The following is a 15,331-nucleotide window of genomic DNA, read 5'->3' as shown; positions in this document are numbered from 1 at the left end:
GCGCCGGCCGGTTCAGTGGAAGGAATCGTAGCCTGTACGGTAGAAGCGCCGGTAATAGGCGTCGACCTCCTTCTGCAGGTCGATATCGGCGAAGCGGTCGGGATAGAGGGTCTTGGCCATCCAGAGCTCGCCGAGCGCCAGCGCCTCCGGCATCGGGTGGCCCCAGGCCTTGGCATATTCCGGCATCAGGTAGACGCGGCCGTTCTTGACGGCCTCGATCGGCTGCCAGGCCGGCGAGCGCTTGATCTCGTCGACGACGGAAGGGTAGCGCTCCTGCACGAAGATGACGGCCGGATTCCACTTCAGCACGTCTTCCATCGAGACCTGCTTGTAGCCAACGATGGCGCTGGCGACGTTGGCCGCGCCGGCGCGCCGCATCAGCAGCCCGGTATATTTGCCGGTGCCGTAGGTCGTGAGGTCGGGATTGGCCATGTAGACCGGCACGCGCTGCGCTTCGGTGAGGTCGGCCAGTCGGTCCTGCACGACCTTCCGCTTCTCCAGCGAGTAGGAGATCAGCTCTTCCGCCTGCTGCTTGCGGTTCAGGATGTCGCCGATCAGCCGGATCGCCTCGGGATAGCCGGTGGCGTAGGCCGCCTCCTCGTCCGCAACCACGGGATTGAGCTTGGCGGCCTCGGCGGGCGGCGCCGACATCATCGCGATGCCGATGACCGCGAGGCCGGAATTCTCCATCTGCTTGATCATGTCGGGCGGGGCGTAGTGGGTGACGAAGACCACGTCCGGCCTCAGCTTGAGCAGCGCCTCGATATTGACCTTGGTCAGGCCGCCCGGCGTCGGCAGCGTCTCGAGCTGCGGCGCGAGGCGGACGTAGTTGGCGCCGAGCTGCCGCTTCCAGTCGTCGAGGATGCCGACGACCTCGTCGGTCGCATTGAGCTGGACGATCAGGTTCAGGGCCTGATGCTGGAGCACGACGGCGCGCGAGACGGCGTCTGGGATTTTCACCTGCCGCCCCAACTGGTCCGTCACCAGCCTGTCGGCGACGGCCGGCGCGGCGAAGAGCGAGACCGCCGCGAGGGCGAGGGCAGCGATTGCAGCGCGGATTGTCATCTCGGGTCTTGCTCCTGCCCTGCCCTATGAGCTCACGACGATAGGCGGCTTGAAATTACGGCGGCGGCGGATCATCGCCAAACTGGCGAAATCACCCGGTTGCGATGGTGCGCCCGGCCTGCCCGAAACCGCACGCTACATTCACGTTATATTCGGCTGTGCATAGCGATGGCAATCACAAGCTACTTAAGTTGCGCGCCGGAGGAGCGGCAACGATCTTGGCGGGTGCGGCCGTTTCATGACATGCTCTGGCATGCCAGAGCGGAGCGTCCAATGACTCGACAGCAGGTTTTGCCGGATAGCCGTGTCGCCGGCAGCGACGCCCAGCCCTCGCGCCTGCTGTCGATCGAGGAGGCCTGTGCGCGGGCAACCAGCCTTACCAAGCCGATCACGCGGACGGAAAGCGTTCCCCTGGCAGCCGGCGTCGGCCGCGTCCTCGCCGAGCCGCTGGAGGCGCGCGTCGCAATTCCGCCCTTCACGCAATCGGCCATGGACGGCTACGCGCTCGCCGGCGGCGACGGGCTGGCGGCCGGAACCGAATTGGCCGTGACCGAGCGCCTGCCCGCCGGGCGGCGGGGTCGGGCCCTGCGCGAGGGCGCGGCCGCCCGCATCTTCACCGGCGCGCTCCTGCCCGACGGCGCCGATGCGGTGGCGATGCAGGAGCATGTCGCACGCGCTGGCGACAAGATCGTGCTCGCGCGCGCCGTCCGGGCCGGCGACAACGTGCGCCCGCGGGGCGAGGATATCGACCCGCCCGAACGCCTGCTCGATCGCGGCGAGCGGCTGGATGCGCGCCATATCGGCCTGATCGCCGGGCAAGGCTATGGTCACGTGACGGCGGTCGCCCGCCCGCGGATCGCGGTCGTCTCGACCGGCAGCGAGCTGCGCCAGCCGGGCCAGCCGCTCGACGCCGCAACCATCTACGATTCCAACCGCGCCATGCTGCTGGCTTTGATCTCGGCTGGCGGATTGGACGTGCGCGATGGCGGCTGGATCGCCGACGACGCGGATGCCATCGCCGCGCGCCTGCGCGAACTCGCCGGGGAATGCGACCTCGTCGTCACCAGCGGCGGCGCCTCGGTCGGCGGCGAGGATCACGCCGCCGCCGCGGTCGAGCGGGCCGGAGGCCACGCCGAGACGCTGGCCATGGCGGTGAAGCCGGGCAAGTTCACGGTCGTCGGACGCATCGCTGCCTGCGCCTATCTCGGCCTGCCCGGCAACCCGGTCGCCAGCCTGGTCTCGTGGCTGCTGCTCGGCCAGGCCATGGTCTGCGCGCTGACAGGCGCACCGCAACGACGCCCGGCCGGCTATCCCCTGAGCAGCTTGTCCCGCTTCCAGCACCGCACCGGCCGAACCGAATTTGTCCCGGCCCGGCTGATCGAGCAGGGCTACGGCCGGATCGGCATCGAGATCCTCGGGCGCGGCGGCTCGGCCAGGTTGAGGCCGCTGGCACTGGCGGACGGGCTCGCCGAGATCGCAGCCGAGCGGGCCGATATCGAGCCCGGCGACCAAATGCTGTTCCACCCCTTTCGCACGATCATCTGACGCCCCACGCAAAACCACAGCGCGGGCAAAACGGCCGAGCCTGGCGAAGTCACGTCAATCGTTATCGTCATTTGGGAGCAGCGAAGCAGACCCGAGGATGCTTGTCGTCAGTTCCGCCGGCGCGGGGCGCCGTTTGCTCATCCCTCAGCGGAACAGCGCCAGCGACTTCGACAGCGTGATCCAGACGCCCCAGGCGATCACTTGACGCGCAATGGCCGTTCACAATCACCGGGCTGAAGGCGGGGCGATGCAACTGCGGAGGCTCCGCGGCGCGACGGGGACGCCAAGACATAAGTCTAACGATGGCCGGGCTCAGAGCGCCCCGCTCGCGCGGCATGGCGTCAGTCACAGGAAGCGCTTGCTCGCTGGGGCCGCCGGTTGCGATGAACGGCGGCGTACGCTTTGCGCCCACGCGACATGCCGCCTCGCCGCACCTCGGAGCCGATGATGAAACACCAGGGAAAGACTGTGATCGTGACCGGCGCTGCCCAGGGCCTTGGCCTTGCCTGCGCGGAGCGCTTTCATGCCGAGGGCGCAAACGTCCTGCTGGTCGACGTGCTGGCGCAGAAAGTCGAAGACCACGCCAAACGGCTTGGCGAGCGCGCGTCGTGGTGGGCCGGCGATCTCGCGACGATCTCGAAGCCGATGGCGACCGAGCTCGTCGACAAGGCCGTGGCGGATTTCGGCGGCCTCGACATCCTCGTCAACAATGCCGGGATCATCCATCAGGCCGAGTTCGTGGACTTCCCTGAAGAAATCTTCGACCGCATCCAGCGGATCAATCTGAAGGCGCCCTTCCTGATCGGCCAGGCCGCCGCGAAGGTGATGATCGCCCAGGGCCGCGGCGGCTCGATCATCAACATGTCTTCGATCAACGCCATTCTGGCGATTCCGAATTCCGTTGCCTACGCAGTGTCGAAGGGCGGCATCAAGCAGCTCACGGCCGTGATGGCGGTCTCGCTCATCCGCCACGGCATCCGGGTCAACGCGATCGGCCCGGGAACCATCCTGACCGAGCTGGCCAAGACGGTCATGGCGAACGAAACCCAACGCCGTGCCGTGCTGTCCCGCACTCCGATCGGGCGGTGCGGCGAGCCTTCCGAAGTCGCGAGCGTGGCCTCGTTCCTCGCCAGCGACGATGCCTCCTACATCGTTGGCCAGACCATCTATCCCGATGGCGGCCGCCTGATCTTGAACTACACCGTGCCGGTCGACGACTAAAGGATCAGGTCCAAGCCTGCCCTCATGCATCGCTTCGCCTCGGATATCTCGGGCGGCGAAGCGCGATGCACTGCCTTCACGCGCACGCCGCTGATGATGGATGTCGGACATTCTCGTCGCCGACGCGTCAACGTCTGGGTTCGACCCGCCTGATCCAAACGGCGGCCGCAGCCGATATCTGGCATTACGCATGCCAGATGTTTTCAGTTTGGAATCTTTCCTATATCGTTGCTCGTCACAAGCGGCGCGATCAACGGCCGCAGGCTAGCGGGCTTGACGGCCCAGCGAGGAAACGGTTCGGCCTATGAGTGCGCACGAGCATCACAATCATAGCGTTCAGCCCTTCGAGCATCCCGGGCTGGGCCGCAAGCGAGCCAAGTCCACGCCGAAAGGGCGGCAGATCGAGCCGGGCGCGCTGCAGGAGGTAGAGGCGCTGCTCGGCGATGCCCCGCGCCGGCGCGACCTGCTGATCGAGCACCTGCACCTGATCCAGGACCGCTATCACCAGATCTCGGCGGCGCATCTGGCCGCTTTGGCGGAGGTGATGAGGCTCTCCTTCGCCGAGGTCTTCGAGACCGCGACCTTCTACGCCCATTTCGACATCGTGAAGGAGGGCGAGCCCGACATCCCGCCGCTGACGGTGCGCGTCTGCGACAGCCTGACCTGCGCGATGTTCCATTCGGAGGAGCTGCTCGCGAGCCTGGAGTCGACGGTTGGCGCCGGCGTGCGCGTGGTGCGGGCGCCCTGCGTCGGTCTCTGCGACCACGCGCCCGTCGCCGAGGTCGGCCACAACTTCCTGCATGAGGCGACGATCGAGACGGTGCAGGCCGCGATCGAGGCCAGGGACACCCATCCGCATCTGGATGAGTACATTGACTACCGCGCCTATCTCGCTGGCGGCGGCTATGCGCTGCTGGATAGCCTGCGCTCGGGCGAGCGCAGCATCGAGTCGGTCCTCGCGGTGCTCGACGATTCCGGCCTGCGCGGGCTCGGCGGCGCCGGCTTTCCAACGGGGCGGAAATGGCGCGCGGTGCGCGGCGAGCCCGGCCCGCGGCTGATGGCGGTCAACGGCGACGAGGGCGAACCCGGCACCTTCAAGGATCGGCTCTATCTCCAGACCGACCCGCACCGCTTCCTCGAAGGCACGCTGATCGGCGCCCATGTCGTCGAGGCGGACGAGGTCTATATCTACATTCGCGACGAGTATCCGGTGGCGCGCGAGATCCTGGAGCGCGAGATCGCCAAGCTGCCGGTCGGCGGTCCCCATATCCATCTGCGGCGCGGCGCAGGCGCCTATATTTGCGGTGAGGAATCCTCGCTGCTGGAAAGCCTGGAAGGCAAGCGCGGGCTGCCGCGGCACAAGCCGCCCTACCCGTTCCAGGTCGGGCTTTTCGACCAGCCGACGCTGATCAACAATGTCGAGACGCTCTACTGGATCCGCGACATCGTCGAGAAGGGCAATGGCTGGTGGAATTCGCATGGCCGCAATGGCCGCACCGGCTTGCGCAGCTATTCGGTCTCCGGCCGGGTCAAGCAGCCCGGCGTCAAGCTGGCGCCGGCCGGCGTGACGATCCGCGAGCTGATCGAGGAGTTCTGCGGCGGCATGCTGGACGGCCACCGCTTCCATGCCTACCTGCCGGGCGGCGCCTCCGGCGGCATCCTGCCGGCTGCGATGGACGACATCCCGCTCGATTTCGGCACGCTGGAGAAGCATGGCTGCTTCATCGGCTCGGCCGCGGTCGTGGTGCTCTCCGACAATGACGACATCCGCGGCGCGGCGCTGAACCTGATGCGCTTCTTCGAAGATGAGAGCTGCGGCCAGTGCACGCCCTGCCGGGTCGGCACGCAGAAGGCGGTCATGCTGATGCAGCGGCCGATCTGGAACCAGGAACTGCTCGGCGAGCTGTCGCAGGCGATGCGCGACGCCTCGATCTGCGGCCTCGGCCAGGCGGCGTCGAACCCATTGACCTGCGTGATGCGTTACTTCCCGGAGGAATTCATGACGAAGGAAGCTGCGGAATGACCCAGGGCATCAGCTTCGAACTGAACGGCGAGCGCGTCGAGGCCGCCTATGGCGAGACGATCTGGCAGGTGGCTCAGCGGATGGGCACGGCGATCCCGCATCTGTGCTATTCGCCCGAGCCGGACTACCGCGCCGACGGCAACTGCCGCGCCTGCATGGTCGAGATCGAGGGCGAGCGCGTGCTCGCCGCCTCCTGCATGCGCAAGCCGACCGTCGGCATGAAGGTCCATACCGGGACCGAGCGGGCGGAGAAGGCGCGCAAGATGGTGCTGGAGCTGCTCGTCGCCGACCAGCCGGCGCGCGCGACCTCGCACGACCCGACCTCGAAATTCTGGACCTGGGCCGAGAAGACCGGCGTGACCGAGAGCCGCTTCCCGGCGGTCCAGCGCTGGCAGTCCGATGTCAGCCACACGGCGATGAGCGTCAATCTCGACGCCTGCATCCAGTGCGGCCTGTGCGTGCGCGCCTGCCGCGAGGTCCAGGTCAACGACGTGATCGGCATGGCCTATCGCAGCGCCGGCACCAAGATCGTCTTCGACTTCGACGATCCGATGGGCCAGTCGAGCTGCGTCGCCTGCGGCGAATGCGTCCAGGCCTGCCCGACCGGGGCGCTGATGCCCTCGGCCTTCCTCGATGCCGACCAGACCCGCACGGTCTGGGCCGACGAGAAGGTCGATTCGCTTTGCCCTTATTGCGGCGTCGGCTGCCAGGTCACCTACAACGTCAAGGACAACGAGATCGTCTATGCCGAGGGGCGCGACGGGCCGGCCAACCATAACCGGCTCTGCGTCAAGGGCCGCTTCGGCTTCGACTACATCCACCATCCGCACCGGCTGACCAAGCCGCTGGTGCGGTTGCCGAACATGCCGAAGGACGCGCGCGACCAGGTCGATCCCGCCAATCCCTGGACGCATTTCCGCGAGGCCTCCTGGGACGAGGCGCTCGACCTTGCCGCGAAGGGGCTATCGCGCATCCGAGACGGAAAGGGCCGCAAGGCGCTCGCCGGCTTCGGCTCGGCCAAGGGCTCGAACGAGGAGGCCTATCTCTTCCAGAAGCTGGTGCGCACCGGCTTCGGCTCGAACAATGTCGACCATTGCACCAGGCTCTGCCACGCCTCTTCGGTGGCGGCGCTGATGGAGGGCGTCAATTCCGGCGCCGTCACCGCGCCGTTCTCGGCCGCGCTCGACGCCGAGCTCATCGTCGTCATCGGCGCCAACCCGACGGTGAACCACCCGGTCGCGGCGACCTTCATCAAGAACGCCACGAAGAAGGGCGCCAAGCTCGTCATCATGGACCCGCGCCGGCAGGCGCTGTCGCGCCATGCCTGGCAGCACCTCGCCTTCAAGCCCGGCAGCGACGTCGCCATGCTGAACGCGCTGCTGCACACGATCATCACCGAGGGCCTGACCGACGAGCAATATATCGCCGGCTATACGGAAGGCTACGAGCGGCTGAAGGAGAGCATCCAGGCCTTCCCGCCGGAGAAGATGGAAGCCGTCTGCGGCATCCCGGCCGAGACGTTGAAGGAGGTCGCCCGCGCCTATGCCCGCTCGCGCGCCTCGATCATCTTCTGGGGCATGGGCATCAGCCAGCATATCCATGGCACCGACAATGCCCGCTGCCTGATCGCCCTCGCCATGGTCACCGGCCAGGTCGGCCGTCCCGGCACCGGCCTGCATCCGCTACGCGGCCAGAACAACGTCCAGGGCGCGTCCGATGCCGGCCTGATCCCGATGGTCTATCCGGACTACCAGTCGGTCGAGAAGGCCGAGGTCCGCGCCATCTTCGAGACGCTCTGGGGCCAGTCGCTCGACCCGCAGAAGGGTCTGACCGTCGTCGAGATCATGAACGCGATCCATGCCGGCGAGATCACCGGCATGTATATCGAGGGCGAGAACCCGGCCATGTCGGACCCCGACCTCAACCATGCCCGCGGCGCGCTGGCCAAGCTCGACCATCTCGTCGTGCAGGACCTGTTCCTGACCGAGACGGCCTTCCATGCCGATGTCGTGCTGCCGGCCTCGGCCTTCGCCGAGAAGGTCGGCACCTTCACCAACACGGATAGGCGCGTGCAGATGGCGCGCCAGGTCGTGCGGCCGCCGGGCGACGCCAGGCAGGACTTGTGGATCATCCAGGAGATCGCCCGGCGCATGGGCTGCGACTGGAGCTATGCCGGCCCGGCCAACGTCTTCGCCGAGATGGCCTTGGTGATGCCCTCCTTCAACAACATCACCTGGGAGCGGCTGGAGCGCGAGGGGGCGGTGACCTATCCGGTCGACGGCCCGGACCAGCCCGGCAACGAGATCATCTTCGCGCAGGGCTACCCGACCGAAAGCGGCCGCGCCAAGATCGTGCCGGCCCATATCGTGGCGCCGGACGAGGTGCCGGACAAGGAGTACCCGATGGTGCTCTCGACCGGGCGCGTGCTGGAGCATTGGCATACCGGCTCGATGACGCGACGCGCCGGCGTGCTCGACGATCTCGAGCCTGAGGCGGTGGCGCTGATGTCGCCGCGCGACCTCGGCCGGCTCGGCCTCGTGCCGGGCGGCTTCGTCCAGCTCGAGACGCGCCGCGGCGCGATCGCCGTCAAGGTGCGCTCCGACCGCGACGTGCCGCAGAACATGATCTTCATGCCGTTCTGCTACGCGGAAGCCGCGGCCAACCTGCTGACCAACCCGGCGCTCGACCCGATGGGCAAGATTCCCGAGTTCAAGTTCTGCGCGGTCAGGGCGCGGCCGGTCGAGGAACCGCTGAGTACCGCGGCCGAGTAGCCGCGGTCGGGCCAGACCCGCTGGCCCGCGATCCGCCGTGGCATGTTGCAGCCGGAACTCGCCCGCGCCGCCAAGATGCCGTTTGCGTCCCGCCATGACAACTTCGTCGGCGGCAAATGGCTCGCGCCGAAATCGGGCAGGTATTTCGAGAACACCTCGCCGGTGAACGGGCGGGTGCTTTGCGAGATGGCCCGTTCGGATGCCGCGGATGTCGAAACGGCGCTCGCTGCCGCGCACGCCGCCATTCAGATTTCAGATGGGATCGCTTTGCGATGCCATCTGAAAGCATCCGACTCCAGCGCCCTCAAGCCGCCGAGGCAGGCTCTCGGGCAAGATTCCTGCTTCACCGTACAAGATCACAAAGGTCGGCAACGGGCTTTCACGTCTACTGAAGGTGCGGCTTCCTGAGGAAGCTGCTGCGGTCGGCCGACTTCACGCGCAGCCACGTCTCGCGGCCGTCGCGAACGACCCGGATCGGGACCTCCGATCCGGCTGGCCCGCTCGCCCAGAGCTTGCGGTAGAAATCGGCGAGGCCTTCGACCTCTCCGTCCTGGACGTCCGAGATGATGTCGCCGGGACGCAGGCCCGCCTGGGCCGCTGGCCCGCCTTCGGCCACGCTCATCACCACGACCCGGCCATTGTTCTCGGCCGAGAATGCGCCGAGCCAGGGGCGCGGTGGCTTGTCGACCCGGCCCCGGGCGAGCAGGTCGTTCAGGATCGGCGGCAGCAGGTCGATCGGCACGATCATGTTGATGTCCGCGACCTCCTCGCCACGGCCCATTTGCAGGTGAAGCGAGCCGACGCCCAGGAGCTTGCCATCCGCGCCGATCAGCGCCGCCCCACCCCATGACGGATGCGCCGGGGCGATGAAGATCGCCTCGTCCAGGAGATACTCCCAGTAGCCGGCGAATTCCTGCTTGGCCACGATATGCCCGCGCACGGCCTGGCCGATGCCGTCGGCAAGCACGACCGGTTCGCCTATTCTGGCCCCCGCCGCATCGCCGAACTCCACGGCGGGCAGGTCGAGCCGGTCGAGCGCCTGCACCAGGCCGAATCCCGTCTCCTGATCATAGGCCAGCGCGTGAGCGGGAACCACGCGTCCCGCCTGGGTCGTCAGCCAGACCTCCTCCGCCTCCGTGATCAGGTAGCCGATCGTCAGCACGAGCCCGCTGTCCCGAATGACCACGCCGCTGCCCTCCCGCCGGGTGCCCAGCGCCGATGCGGTGAAGGCGTCGTCCGGAATCGAGGAGCGGACCCCCACAATGGACTGCAAGATCGAGTCGATGGTCATGGTTCCACCCTGAAAGGACGTGGCCCGCGCAGCGACGGACGCACCGGCCGGCCGATGCCGGGTCTGCTTGCTAGTAGGTATGAACCTGCCCGGCCACCGCAAGGTCCGGGCCATCGATGACGAGTTCGACGGCGGCCGGCGCGGCTTGAGGCTATCAGCCTTCGGTCACGCGCCGATATGCGAAATAGCGCCCGGCCGGCACGCCCTCCGGCAAGGCCGCTGGCCGCAAGCGCGGATGCTCCAGCCCGGCGCCGGCGAGCACCAGCGCCTCATCTGCCGCCAGCGCCGCGACATGGCCGGGCAGCCAGGCCAGTTCGACCCGGTCGCGCTCGGGCACGCCGGTCGTGGCGTCGACATGGACCAGCACGGCCGCGCGGCCATGGCGCAAGCCGAACTCCGGCAACGTCTCCCGCATGTCGCCGAGCATCAGCCTGTCGTCCGGCGGCATCGAGCGCGGATTGACCGACAGCTTGCGCTCGAAGACATGGATCGCCCTGCCCGGCAGGATCTCGCGCAAATGGTCGTAGGTGCGGCCATTGCCGAGGCCGAGTTCGAGCACGAGCCCGTCGCGGCCCGAGATCGCCGCCGCGGCCCAGTTGAGGACCAGGCGCTGGGCTTCGAGGCGGCGGATGAAGCTGTCGAGACGGCTCATGTCACCTGTGATCTCCGGCCCGGCGGCCCCTGTCAACGGGCCGGGATCAGTCGAAGGGGCAACTTGCCAAGTCATGAGGCGAATGCCCTAATCCTTTCCATCATATGCGAAATGCTGCATCGCGAGATCGCCAGGGCCGCCAAGAGCCTGCGCTTCTTCATTCCAAGGGAGGAATAGCTGTCATGATTAAGACGAGTTGGCTCACGGCCCTGTCGCTTGCCGTAGGGTTAGGTATCGCGGCCGGAGAGGCTGCCCAGGCGCAGAGCTGGCCGCAGCGGCCGATCACCTTCGTGGTGCCCTTCCCCGCCGGCGGCGGCACCGACGCCTTCGCCAGGCCGATCGCGGCGCAGCTCGAGCAGCAGCTCGGCCAGCGCATCATCATCGACAATCGCGGCGGCGCCGGCGGCACGGTCGGCGCCTCGGCTGCGGCCAAGATGGCGCCGGACGGCTACGCCTTCTTTGTCGGCGCCGCCCACCACGCCATCGCGCCGGCGCTCTACCCCAAGCTCGACTATAATATCGAGACCGACTTCATCCCGATCGGCGTCATCGCCCAGCCGCCGCAAGTCATCGTCGTCCATCCCGGCAAAGTGAAGGCAACGACGCTGGCCGAGCTGATCGACTTCGCCAAGAAGAACCCGGACAAGCTCAACTACGCCTCGGCCGGCAACGGCACGACGCATCATCTCGCCGGCGAGCTGTTCAAGCTCCAGACCAAGACCGGCATCACCCACGTCCCCTACCGCGGCGCCGGCCCTGCCCTGCAGGACCTCGTCGCCGGCCAGGTCGACATGATGTTCGACGGGCTCGGCTCGTCCGCCCCGCAGATCCAGAGCGGCGCCCTGCGCGGCATCGCCGTGGCGGCCGCCACGCGCTCGGATGCGATCCCCGACGTGCCGACCGCCAAGGAGGCCGGGCTCGACGGCTACGAGGTCGCGACCTGGTATGCGCTCTGGGCGCCAAAGAACACGCCGCCCGAGATCGTCGCCCGCATGCGCGCCGAGGTTGAGAAGGCCTTGAAGGCGCCGATGATCGCCGAAGCCTGGAAGAAGAATGGCTCAGTGATCCCAACGATCTACGGGCCGGACTTCGCCAAGTTCGTCACCGCCGAGGTCGCCCGCTGGGGCAAGGTCGTCAACGACGCCAATGTCCGGCTCGACTGAGTAGCCTATTCTGCGGACGCTTCGTCCTCGCCCGCGTCGTCGATCACGGCGCGGGCGACCGTCATCGAGAAGCCGGCCCGCGCCAACGCGGCAAGGTGCTTCTGACGATCCGCCGCCCGGTCGCCGCGGCTCCACGGCCCGAGCCGCTTGCGACGAGCGGCAAGCTGCGCAGCCGCCAGCTCCTGGTCTGCAGTATTCTGGCTCGCCTCCTCCACCAGCCCCCGCTCGACACCCTTCGCGCTCAGCTTGGCGGCGATGGCGCGGGCCGAACCACCCCTGCGGCGCAAGCTTGCCGCCCTCGCCTCGGCAAAGCGCCGGTCGTCGACCAGCCCGGACGAGACGCAGCGCGCCACGACATCGTCGAGCATGGCGGCGAAGCGCTCGGGCTCGTCGCCATGATGGCGGCAGCTCAGGATGACCTTGCGCTGGAGCACCCGGCGAAGCTGCGCAGCCGGCGCGGAATAGCGTTCGAGATAATGCATCGCCGCGCGCTGGAGATAGTCGGCGCTGATGCGGCGCGGTGGCTTGCGCGCCGGTCGGCCTTCCCGCTGGGCCGGAGGCGATGGGTCAACGACCACCCTCAATCCATCCCGGGCTTGGATCGGCCGGATTTGACTGAGGAGCGCTTGTCCTTCGACGCGAGGCGCCTTTCCTTCGAGGCCTTGGTCGGCTTGGTCGGGCGACGGATCTGCGGGCGCACTGCGGCCTGCCGGATCAGCTCGAGCAGCCGCTCCAGCGCCTCCTCGCGATTGCGCTTCTGGCTGCGCTGTGCCTGCGCCACGATGACGATGACGCCATCCAGGGTCAGCCGGCTGCCGGCGAGCTTCATCAGCCGGATCGCGACGTCGTTCGGCAGCCCCGGCGAGCGGCGCGCGTCGAACTTGAGCTGCACCGCGCTTGAGACCTTGTTGACGTGCTGCCCCCCCGGACCGGAGGCGCGCACGAAGCTCTCCTCGATCTCGCTTTCGTCGATGGCAATGGACGGGGTCACTTGAATCATGGGAGGAACGCTAAAGCATTTTCGAGCGAAGTGGGCACCGGTTCGCGTGAAGAAAATGCGTCAGAGGAAAAGTCCACCTGACGGAGAATTCCAGCGTTGAAACCCTCGCGCGACATCGCCCGGCTGATCGAGATCATGGCGGCCTTGCGCACGCCGGGAACCGGTTGCCCTTGGGACCTGGAGCAGGATTTCGCGAGCATCGCGCCCTATACGGTCGAGGAGGCCTATGAGGTCGCCGATGCGATCGCGCGCGGCGATAAGCTCGACCTCAAGGACGAGCTCGGCGACCTGCTGCTGCAGGTGGTCTTCCATTCCCGCATGGCCGAGGAGGAGGGTTCTTTCGCCTTCCCAGACGTGGTCGAGGCGATCACCGCCAAGCTGATCCGCCGCCACCCGCATGTCTTCGGCGACGCCCGCGACCTCTCGCCCAACGAGGTCAAGGCGCTCTGGCACCGCATCAAAGCGCAGGAAAAGGCCGACAAGGCCGAGGCCCATCGCGCCGCTGGCGTCCCCATGGCGGAGGAGGACAAAGGCGTGCTCGCTGGTGTGACCCATGCACTGCCTGCCCTTACCCGCGCCTGGAAGCTCCAGGCCAAGGCCTCGACCGTCGGCTTCGACTGGAACGACGCCCGGCTGGTGCTCGACAAGATCCGCGAGGAGACGGCCGAGATCGACGAAGCGCTCGCCTCCGGCGACAAGGCGGCGATCAGGGAGGAGATCGGCGACCTGCTCTTCGTCGTGGCCAATCTGGCGCGGCATGTCGATGCCGATCCCGAGGGCTGCCTGGCCGCGGCCAACACGAAATTCGAACGGCGCTTCAGGGGGATCGAGCAGAAACTCGCGGCGGAGGATCGTCAGGCCAGGGATGCGACGCTCGATGAGCTGGAAGCGCTCTGGCAGGCGGTAAAACGGGACGAGAAGGCCGGAGCCTAGTTCCGCCGCTCGGCCTGCGGAAAGCGCGCGCCAAAGGCCCCTTCGCGCTCCGGCGGCAGCCGCACGATCAGGGCGAGCGCACCGTCCTCGCCATCCTCGCGTTCGAGGATCTCGCCATTGGCGTGAAGCCAGGCCAGCGACTTGCCGTCGCCGGGGTCGAGCCTGAGCGCATAGACCGGCCGGCTGCGGGCGATGCGGGCCTCGATCGCGTCGGTCAGCCGCGCCATGCCTTCGCCGGTCAGGGCCGAGACCAGGACGGGCCGCGAGACCTCGGGCTTGAGCTCGGCCAGGCCGATCTGACGGTCGTGCTCGGCTGCGTCGAGCAGATCGGCCTTGTTCCAGACCTCGACGACGCGCTGGCCGTCTTCCGGATCGATGCCGAGGTCGCGCAGGATCGCCTGCACGTCGGCAGCCTGCGCCTGCGTGTCGTCATGGGCGAGGTCGCGCACGTGCAGCAGCACGTCGGCCTCGATCGCATCTTCCAGCGTCGCCCGAAAGGCGGCGACGAGCTGCATCGGCAGGTCCGAGATGAAGCCGACCGTGTCGGAGAGCATGATGCGGGCGCCATGCGGCAGCTTGATCGCGCGCGCCGTCGGATCGAGCGTGGCGAAGAGCATGTCCTGCGCCAGCACGTCGGCCGAGGTTAGACGATTGAACAGCGTCGATTTGCCGGCATTGGTGTAGCCGACCAGTGCAACCACCGGATAAGGCACGCGTTTGCGGCTTTGGCGATGCAGCGAGCGGGTGCGCTTGACCGTGTCGAGATCGCGCTCGATCTTGGTCATCCGTTCCTGGATGACGCGCCGGTCGGCCTCGATCTGGGTCTCGCCCGGGCCGCCGAGGAAGCCGAAGCCGCCGCGCTGGCGCTCAAGATGGGTCCAGGATCGTACCAGCCGGCTCTTCTGGTAGTTGAGATGCGCCAATTCGACCTGAAGCGCACCCTCCTTGGTGCGGGCGCGCCGGCCGAAGATCTCTAGAATCAACCCGGTCCGGTCGATGACCTTGCAGCCCCAGGCCTTTTCGAGATTGCGCTGCTGCACCGGCGAGAGCGCGCAATCCATCACGACGAGGCCGATCTCCTCGAGCGTGATGCGCTCGGCGATCTCCTCGACCTTGCCCTTGCCGAGATAGGTCGCGGGCCGGAGCGCCGAGAGCAGCGCCTGGATCGCCTCGACCACGTCGAGGTCGATTGCCGCCGCAAGGCCTACAGCCTCGTCCAGCCGCGCCGCGAAGGAGCGTTGATTCGCATCCAGCCCTACCTTGCCGGCAGCGCGGGCCTGCACATAGGGCCCGATGACGAAGGCGCGGGTGTTGGCCGCGATGTCGCGCTCGATCTCGTCGAGCGGCTTCACCGCGGCCGGGGCATCGTCCGCTCGCGAGCGGCCGCCCACGGCTCAGACCTTGTCCGTATCCTCGGGCTCGAAGAGCTGGACCGGATGGCCAGGCATGATCGTCGAGATCGCGTGCTTGTAGACGAGCTGCGAGTGCCCGTCCCGGCGCAAAAGCACACAGAAATTATCGAACCAGGTCACGACGCCCTGCAGCTTCACGCCATTGACGAGGAAGATCGTCAGGGGGATTTTCTGCTTGCGGACATGATTGAGGAAAGTGTCTTGAAGATTTTGCGCCCGCTCTGCGGCCATGTTCAGCCCCTGTTGTTGGGATCG

Annotated in this window: 13 protein-coding genes and 1 pseudogene; 7 read left to right on the top strand and 7 right to left on the bottom strand. The window is 67.4% G+C overall.

Annotation, left to right across the window (positions count from 1 at the left end):
- Positions 1 to 12: 12 nt before the first annotated feature.
- Positions 13 to 1,065, bottom strand: coding sequence for an ABC transporter substrate-binding protein (locus DWF00_RS13885; RefSeq protein ID WP_114832024.1), 1,053 nt, complete (start codon positions 1,063 to 1,065; stop codon positions 13 to 15).
- 273 nt (positions 1,066 to 1,338) lie between these two features.
- Here DWF00_RS13885 and DWF00_RS13880 point away from each other — a divergent pair, with 273 nt between their 5' ends.
- From DWF00_RS13880 to DWF00_RS13860, 5 genes and pseudogenes are all read left to right on the top strand, one after another.
- Complete coding sequence (locus tag DWF00_RS13880) at positions 1,339 to 2,610, top strand: molybdopterin molybdotransferase MoeA (RefSeq protein ID WP_114832025.1); 1,272 nt, start codon at positions 1,339 to 1,341, stop codon at positions 2,608 to 2,610.
- A gap of 447 nt (positions 2,611 to 3,057) precedes the next feature.
- Positions 3,058 to 3,831, top strand: a complete 774-nt coding sequence (locus DWF00_RS13875; protein WP_114832057.1) for an SDR family NAD(P)-dependent oxidoreductase — start codon at positions 3,058 to 3,060, stop codon at positions 3,829 to 3,831.
- Positions 3,832 to 4,135: 304 nt separating this feature from the next.
- Entirely contained in the window at positions 4,136 to 5,854 is a 1,719-nt protein-coding gene (locus tag DWF00_RS13870) for an NAD(P)H-dependent oxidoreductase subunit E (RefSeq protein ID WP_114832026.1), read from the top strand.
- Entirely contained in the window at positions 5,851 to 8,625 is a 2,775-nt protein-coding gene (fdhF, locus tag DWF00_RS13865; protein ID WP_114832027.1) for a formate dehydrogenase subunit alpha, read from the top strand. The genes DWF00_RS13870 and fdhF overlap by 4 nt, the downstream gene beginning before the upstream one ends.
- A 42-nt stretch (positions 8,626 to 8,667) precedes the next feature.
- Positions 8,668 to 8,877, top strand: a pseudogene (locus DWF00_RS13860) (aldehyde dehydrogenase); the annotation flags it as partial.
- A gap of 133 nt (positions 8,878 to 9,010) precedes the next feature.
- Here the strand turns inward: DWF00_RS13860 and DWF00_RS13855 are convergent.
- Both DWF00_RS13855 and DWF00_RS13850 read right to left on the bottom strand, forming a co-directional pair.
- The gene (locus tag DWF00_RS13855; RefSeq protein WP_114832028.1) at positions 9,011 to 9,916 is read right to left on the bottom strand and encodes a S1C family serine protease; all 906 of its coding nucleotides are present in this window, start codon (positions 9,914 to 9,916) and stop codon (positions 9,011 to 9,013) included.
- A gap of 154 nt (positions 9,917 to 10,070) precedes the next feature.
- Positions 10,071 to 10,568 carry a class I SAM-dependent methyltransferase gene (locus tag DWF00_RS13850; RefSeq protein ID WP_114832029.1) on the bottom strand — a complete coding sequence of 166 codons (498 nt, stop codon included), beginning with the start codon at positions 10,566 to 10,568 and terminating at the stop codon, positions 10,071 to 10,073.
- Between the two features lie 182 nt (positions 10,569 to 10,750).
- Here DWF00_RS13850 and DWF00_RS13845 point away from each other — a divergent pair, with 182 nt between their 5' ends.
- Positions 10,751 to 11,731: a Bug family tripartite tricarboxylate transporter substrate binding protein gene (locus DWF00_RS13845; protein WP_114832030.1), complete on the top strand. Its 981-nt coding sequence runs from the start codon at positions 10,751 to 10,753 to the stop codon at positions 11,729 to 11,731.
- Positions 11,732 to 11,736: 5 nt separating this feature from the next.
- Here DWF00_RS13845 and DWF00_RS13840 read toward each other — a convergent pair whose 3' ends face one another.
- Both DWF00_RS13840 and arfB read right to left on the bottom strand, forming a co-directional pair.
- The gene (locus DWF00_RS13840) at positions 11,737 to 12,309 is read right to left on the bottom strand and encodes a regulatory protein RecX (RefSeq protein WP_245973892.1); all 573 of its coding nucleotides are present in this window, start codon (positions 12,307 to 12,309) and stop codon (positions 11,737 to 11,739) included.
- A gap of 2 nt (positions 12,310 to 12,311) precedes the next feature.
- Positions 12,312 to 12,731 (bottom strand): alternative ribosome rescue aminoacyl-tRNA hydrolase ArfB, encoded by a 420-nt coding sequence (gene arfB, locus DWF00_RS13835; RefSeq protein WP_114832031.1) that lies wholly within the window; start codon positions 12,729 to 12,731, stop codon positions 12,312 to 12,314.
- A gap of 96 nt (positions 12,732 to 12,827) precedes the next feature.
- Between arfB and mazG the strand changes: the two genes are divergently transcribed.
- The gene (mazG, locus tag DWF00_RS13830) at positions 12,828 to 13,664 is read left to right on the top strand and encodes a nucleoside triphosphate pyrophosphohydrolase (RefSeq protein ID WP_114832032.1); all 837 of its coding nucleotides are present in this window, start codon (positions 12,828 to 12,830) and stop codon (positions 13,662 to 13,664) included.
- Here mazG and hflX read toward each other — a convergent pair.
- Positions 13,661 to 15,055 carry a GTPase HflX gene (gene hflX / locus DWF00_RS13825; RefSeq protein WP_114832033.1) on the bottom strand — a complete coding sequence of 465 codons (1,395 nt, stop codon included), beginning with the start codon at positions 15,053 to 15,055 and terminating at the stop codon, positions 13,661 to 13,663. The two genes, mazG and hflX, sit on opposite strands and share 4 nt — an antisense overlap.
- Before the next feature lie 3 nt (positions 15,056 to 15,058).
- Positions 15,059 to 15,307: an RNA chaperone Hfq gene (hfq, locus tag DWF00_RS13820; RefSeq protein ID WP_114832034.1), complete on the bottom strand. Its 249-nt coding sequence runs from the start codon at positions 15,305 to 15,307 to the stop codon at positions 15,059 to 15,061.
- Between the last annotated feature and the right edge of the window lie 24 nt (positions 15,308 to 15,331).

This window comes from Allobosea caraganae, assembly GCF_003351345.1.
Taxonomy (GTDB): Bacteria; Pseudomonadota; Alphaproteobacteria; order Rhizobiales; family Beijerinckiaceae; genus Allobosea; species Allobosea caraganae.
The sequence above is the reverse complement of the archived record's forward strand: the minus strand, read 5'-3'. Positions and strand labels throughout refer to the sequence as shown.

Excerpts from the sequence above, each read along its gene's own strand:
- DWF00_RS13850 (WP_114832029.1), bottom strand. The coding sequence starts at position 10,568 with ATGAGCCGTCTCGACAGCTTCATCCGCCGCCTCGAAGCCCAGCGCCTG.
- DWF00_RS13845 (WP_114832030.1), top strand. The coding sequence starts at position 10,751 with ATGATTAAGACGAGTTGGCTCACGGCCCTGTCGCTTGCCGTAGGGTTA.
- DWF00_RS13880 (WP_114832025.1), top strand. The coding sequence starts at position 1,339 with ATGACTCGACAGCAGGTTTTGCCGGATAGCCGTGTCGCCGGCAGCGAC.
- DWF00_RS13885 (WP_114832024.1), bottom strand. The coding sequence starts at position 1,065 with ATGACAATCCGCGCTGCAATCGCTGCCCTCGCCCTCGCGGCGGTCTCG.
- arfB (WP_114832031.1), bottom strand. The coding sequence starts at position 12,731 with ATGATTCAAGTGACCCCGTCCATTGCCATCGACGAAAGCGAGATCGAG.
- fdhF (WP_114832027.1), top strand. The coding sequence starts at position 5,851 with ATGACCCAGGGCATCAGCTTCGAACTGAACGGCGAGCGCGTCGAGGCC.
- DWF00_RS13875 (WP_114832057.1), top strand. The coding sequence starts at position 3,058 with ATGAAACACCAGGGAAAGACTGTGATCGTGACCGGCGCTGCCCAGGGC.
- DWF00_RS13855 (WP_114832028.1), bottom strand. The coding sequence starts at position 9,916 with ATGACCATCGACTCGATCTTGCAGTCCATTGTGGGGGTCCGCTCCTCG.
- hfq (WP_114832034.1), bottom strand. The coding sequence starts at position 15,307 with ATGGCCGCAGAGCGGGCGCAAAATCTTCAAGACACTTTCCTCAATCAT.
- DWF00_RS13870 (WP_114832026.1), top strand. The coding sequence starts at position 4,136 with ATGAGTGCGCACGAGCATCACAATCATAGCGTTCAGCCCTTCGAGCAT.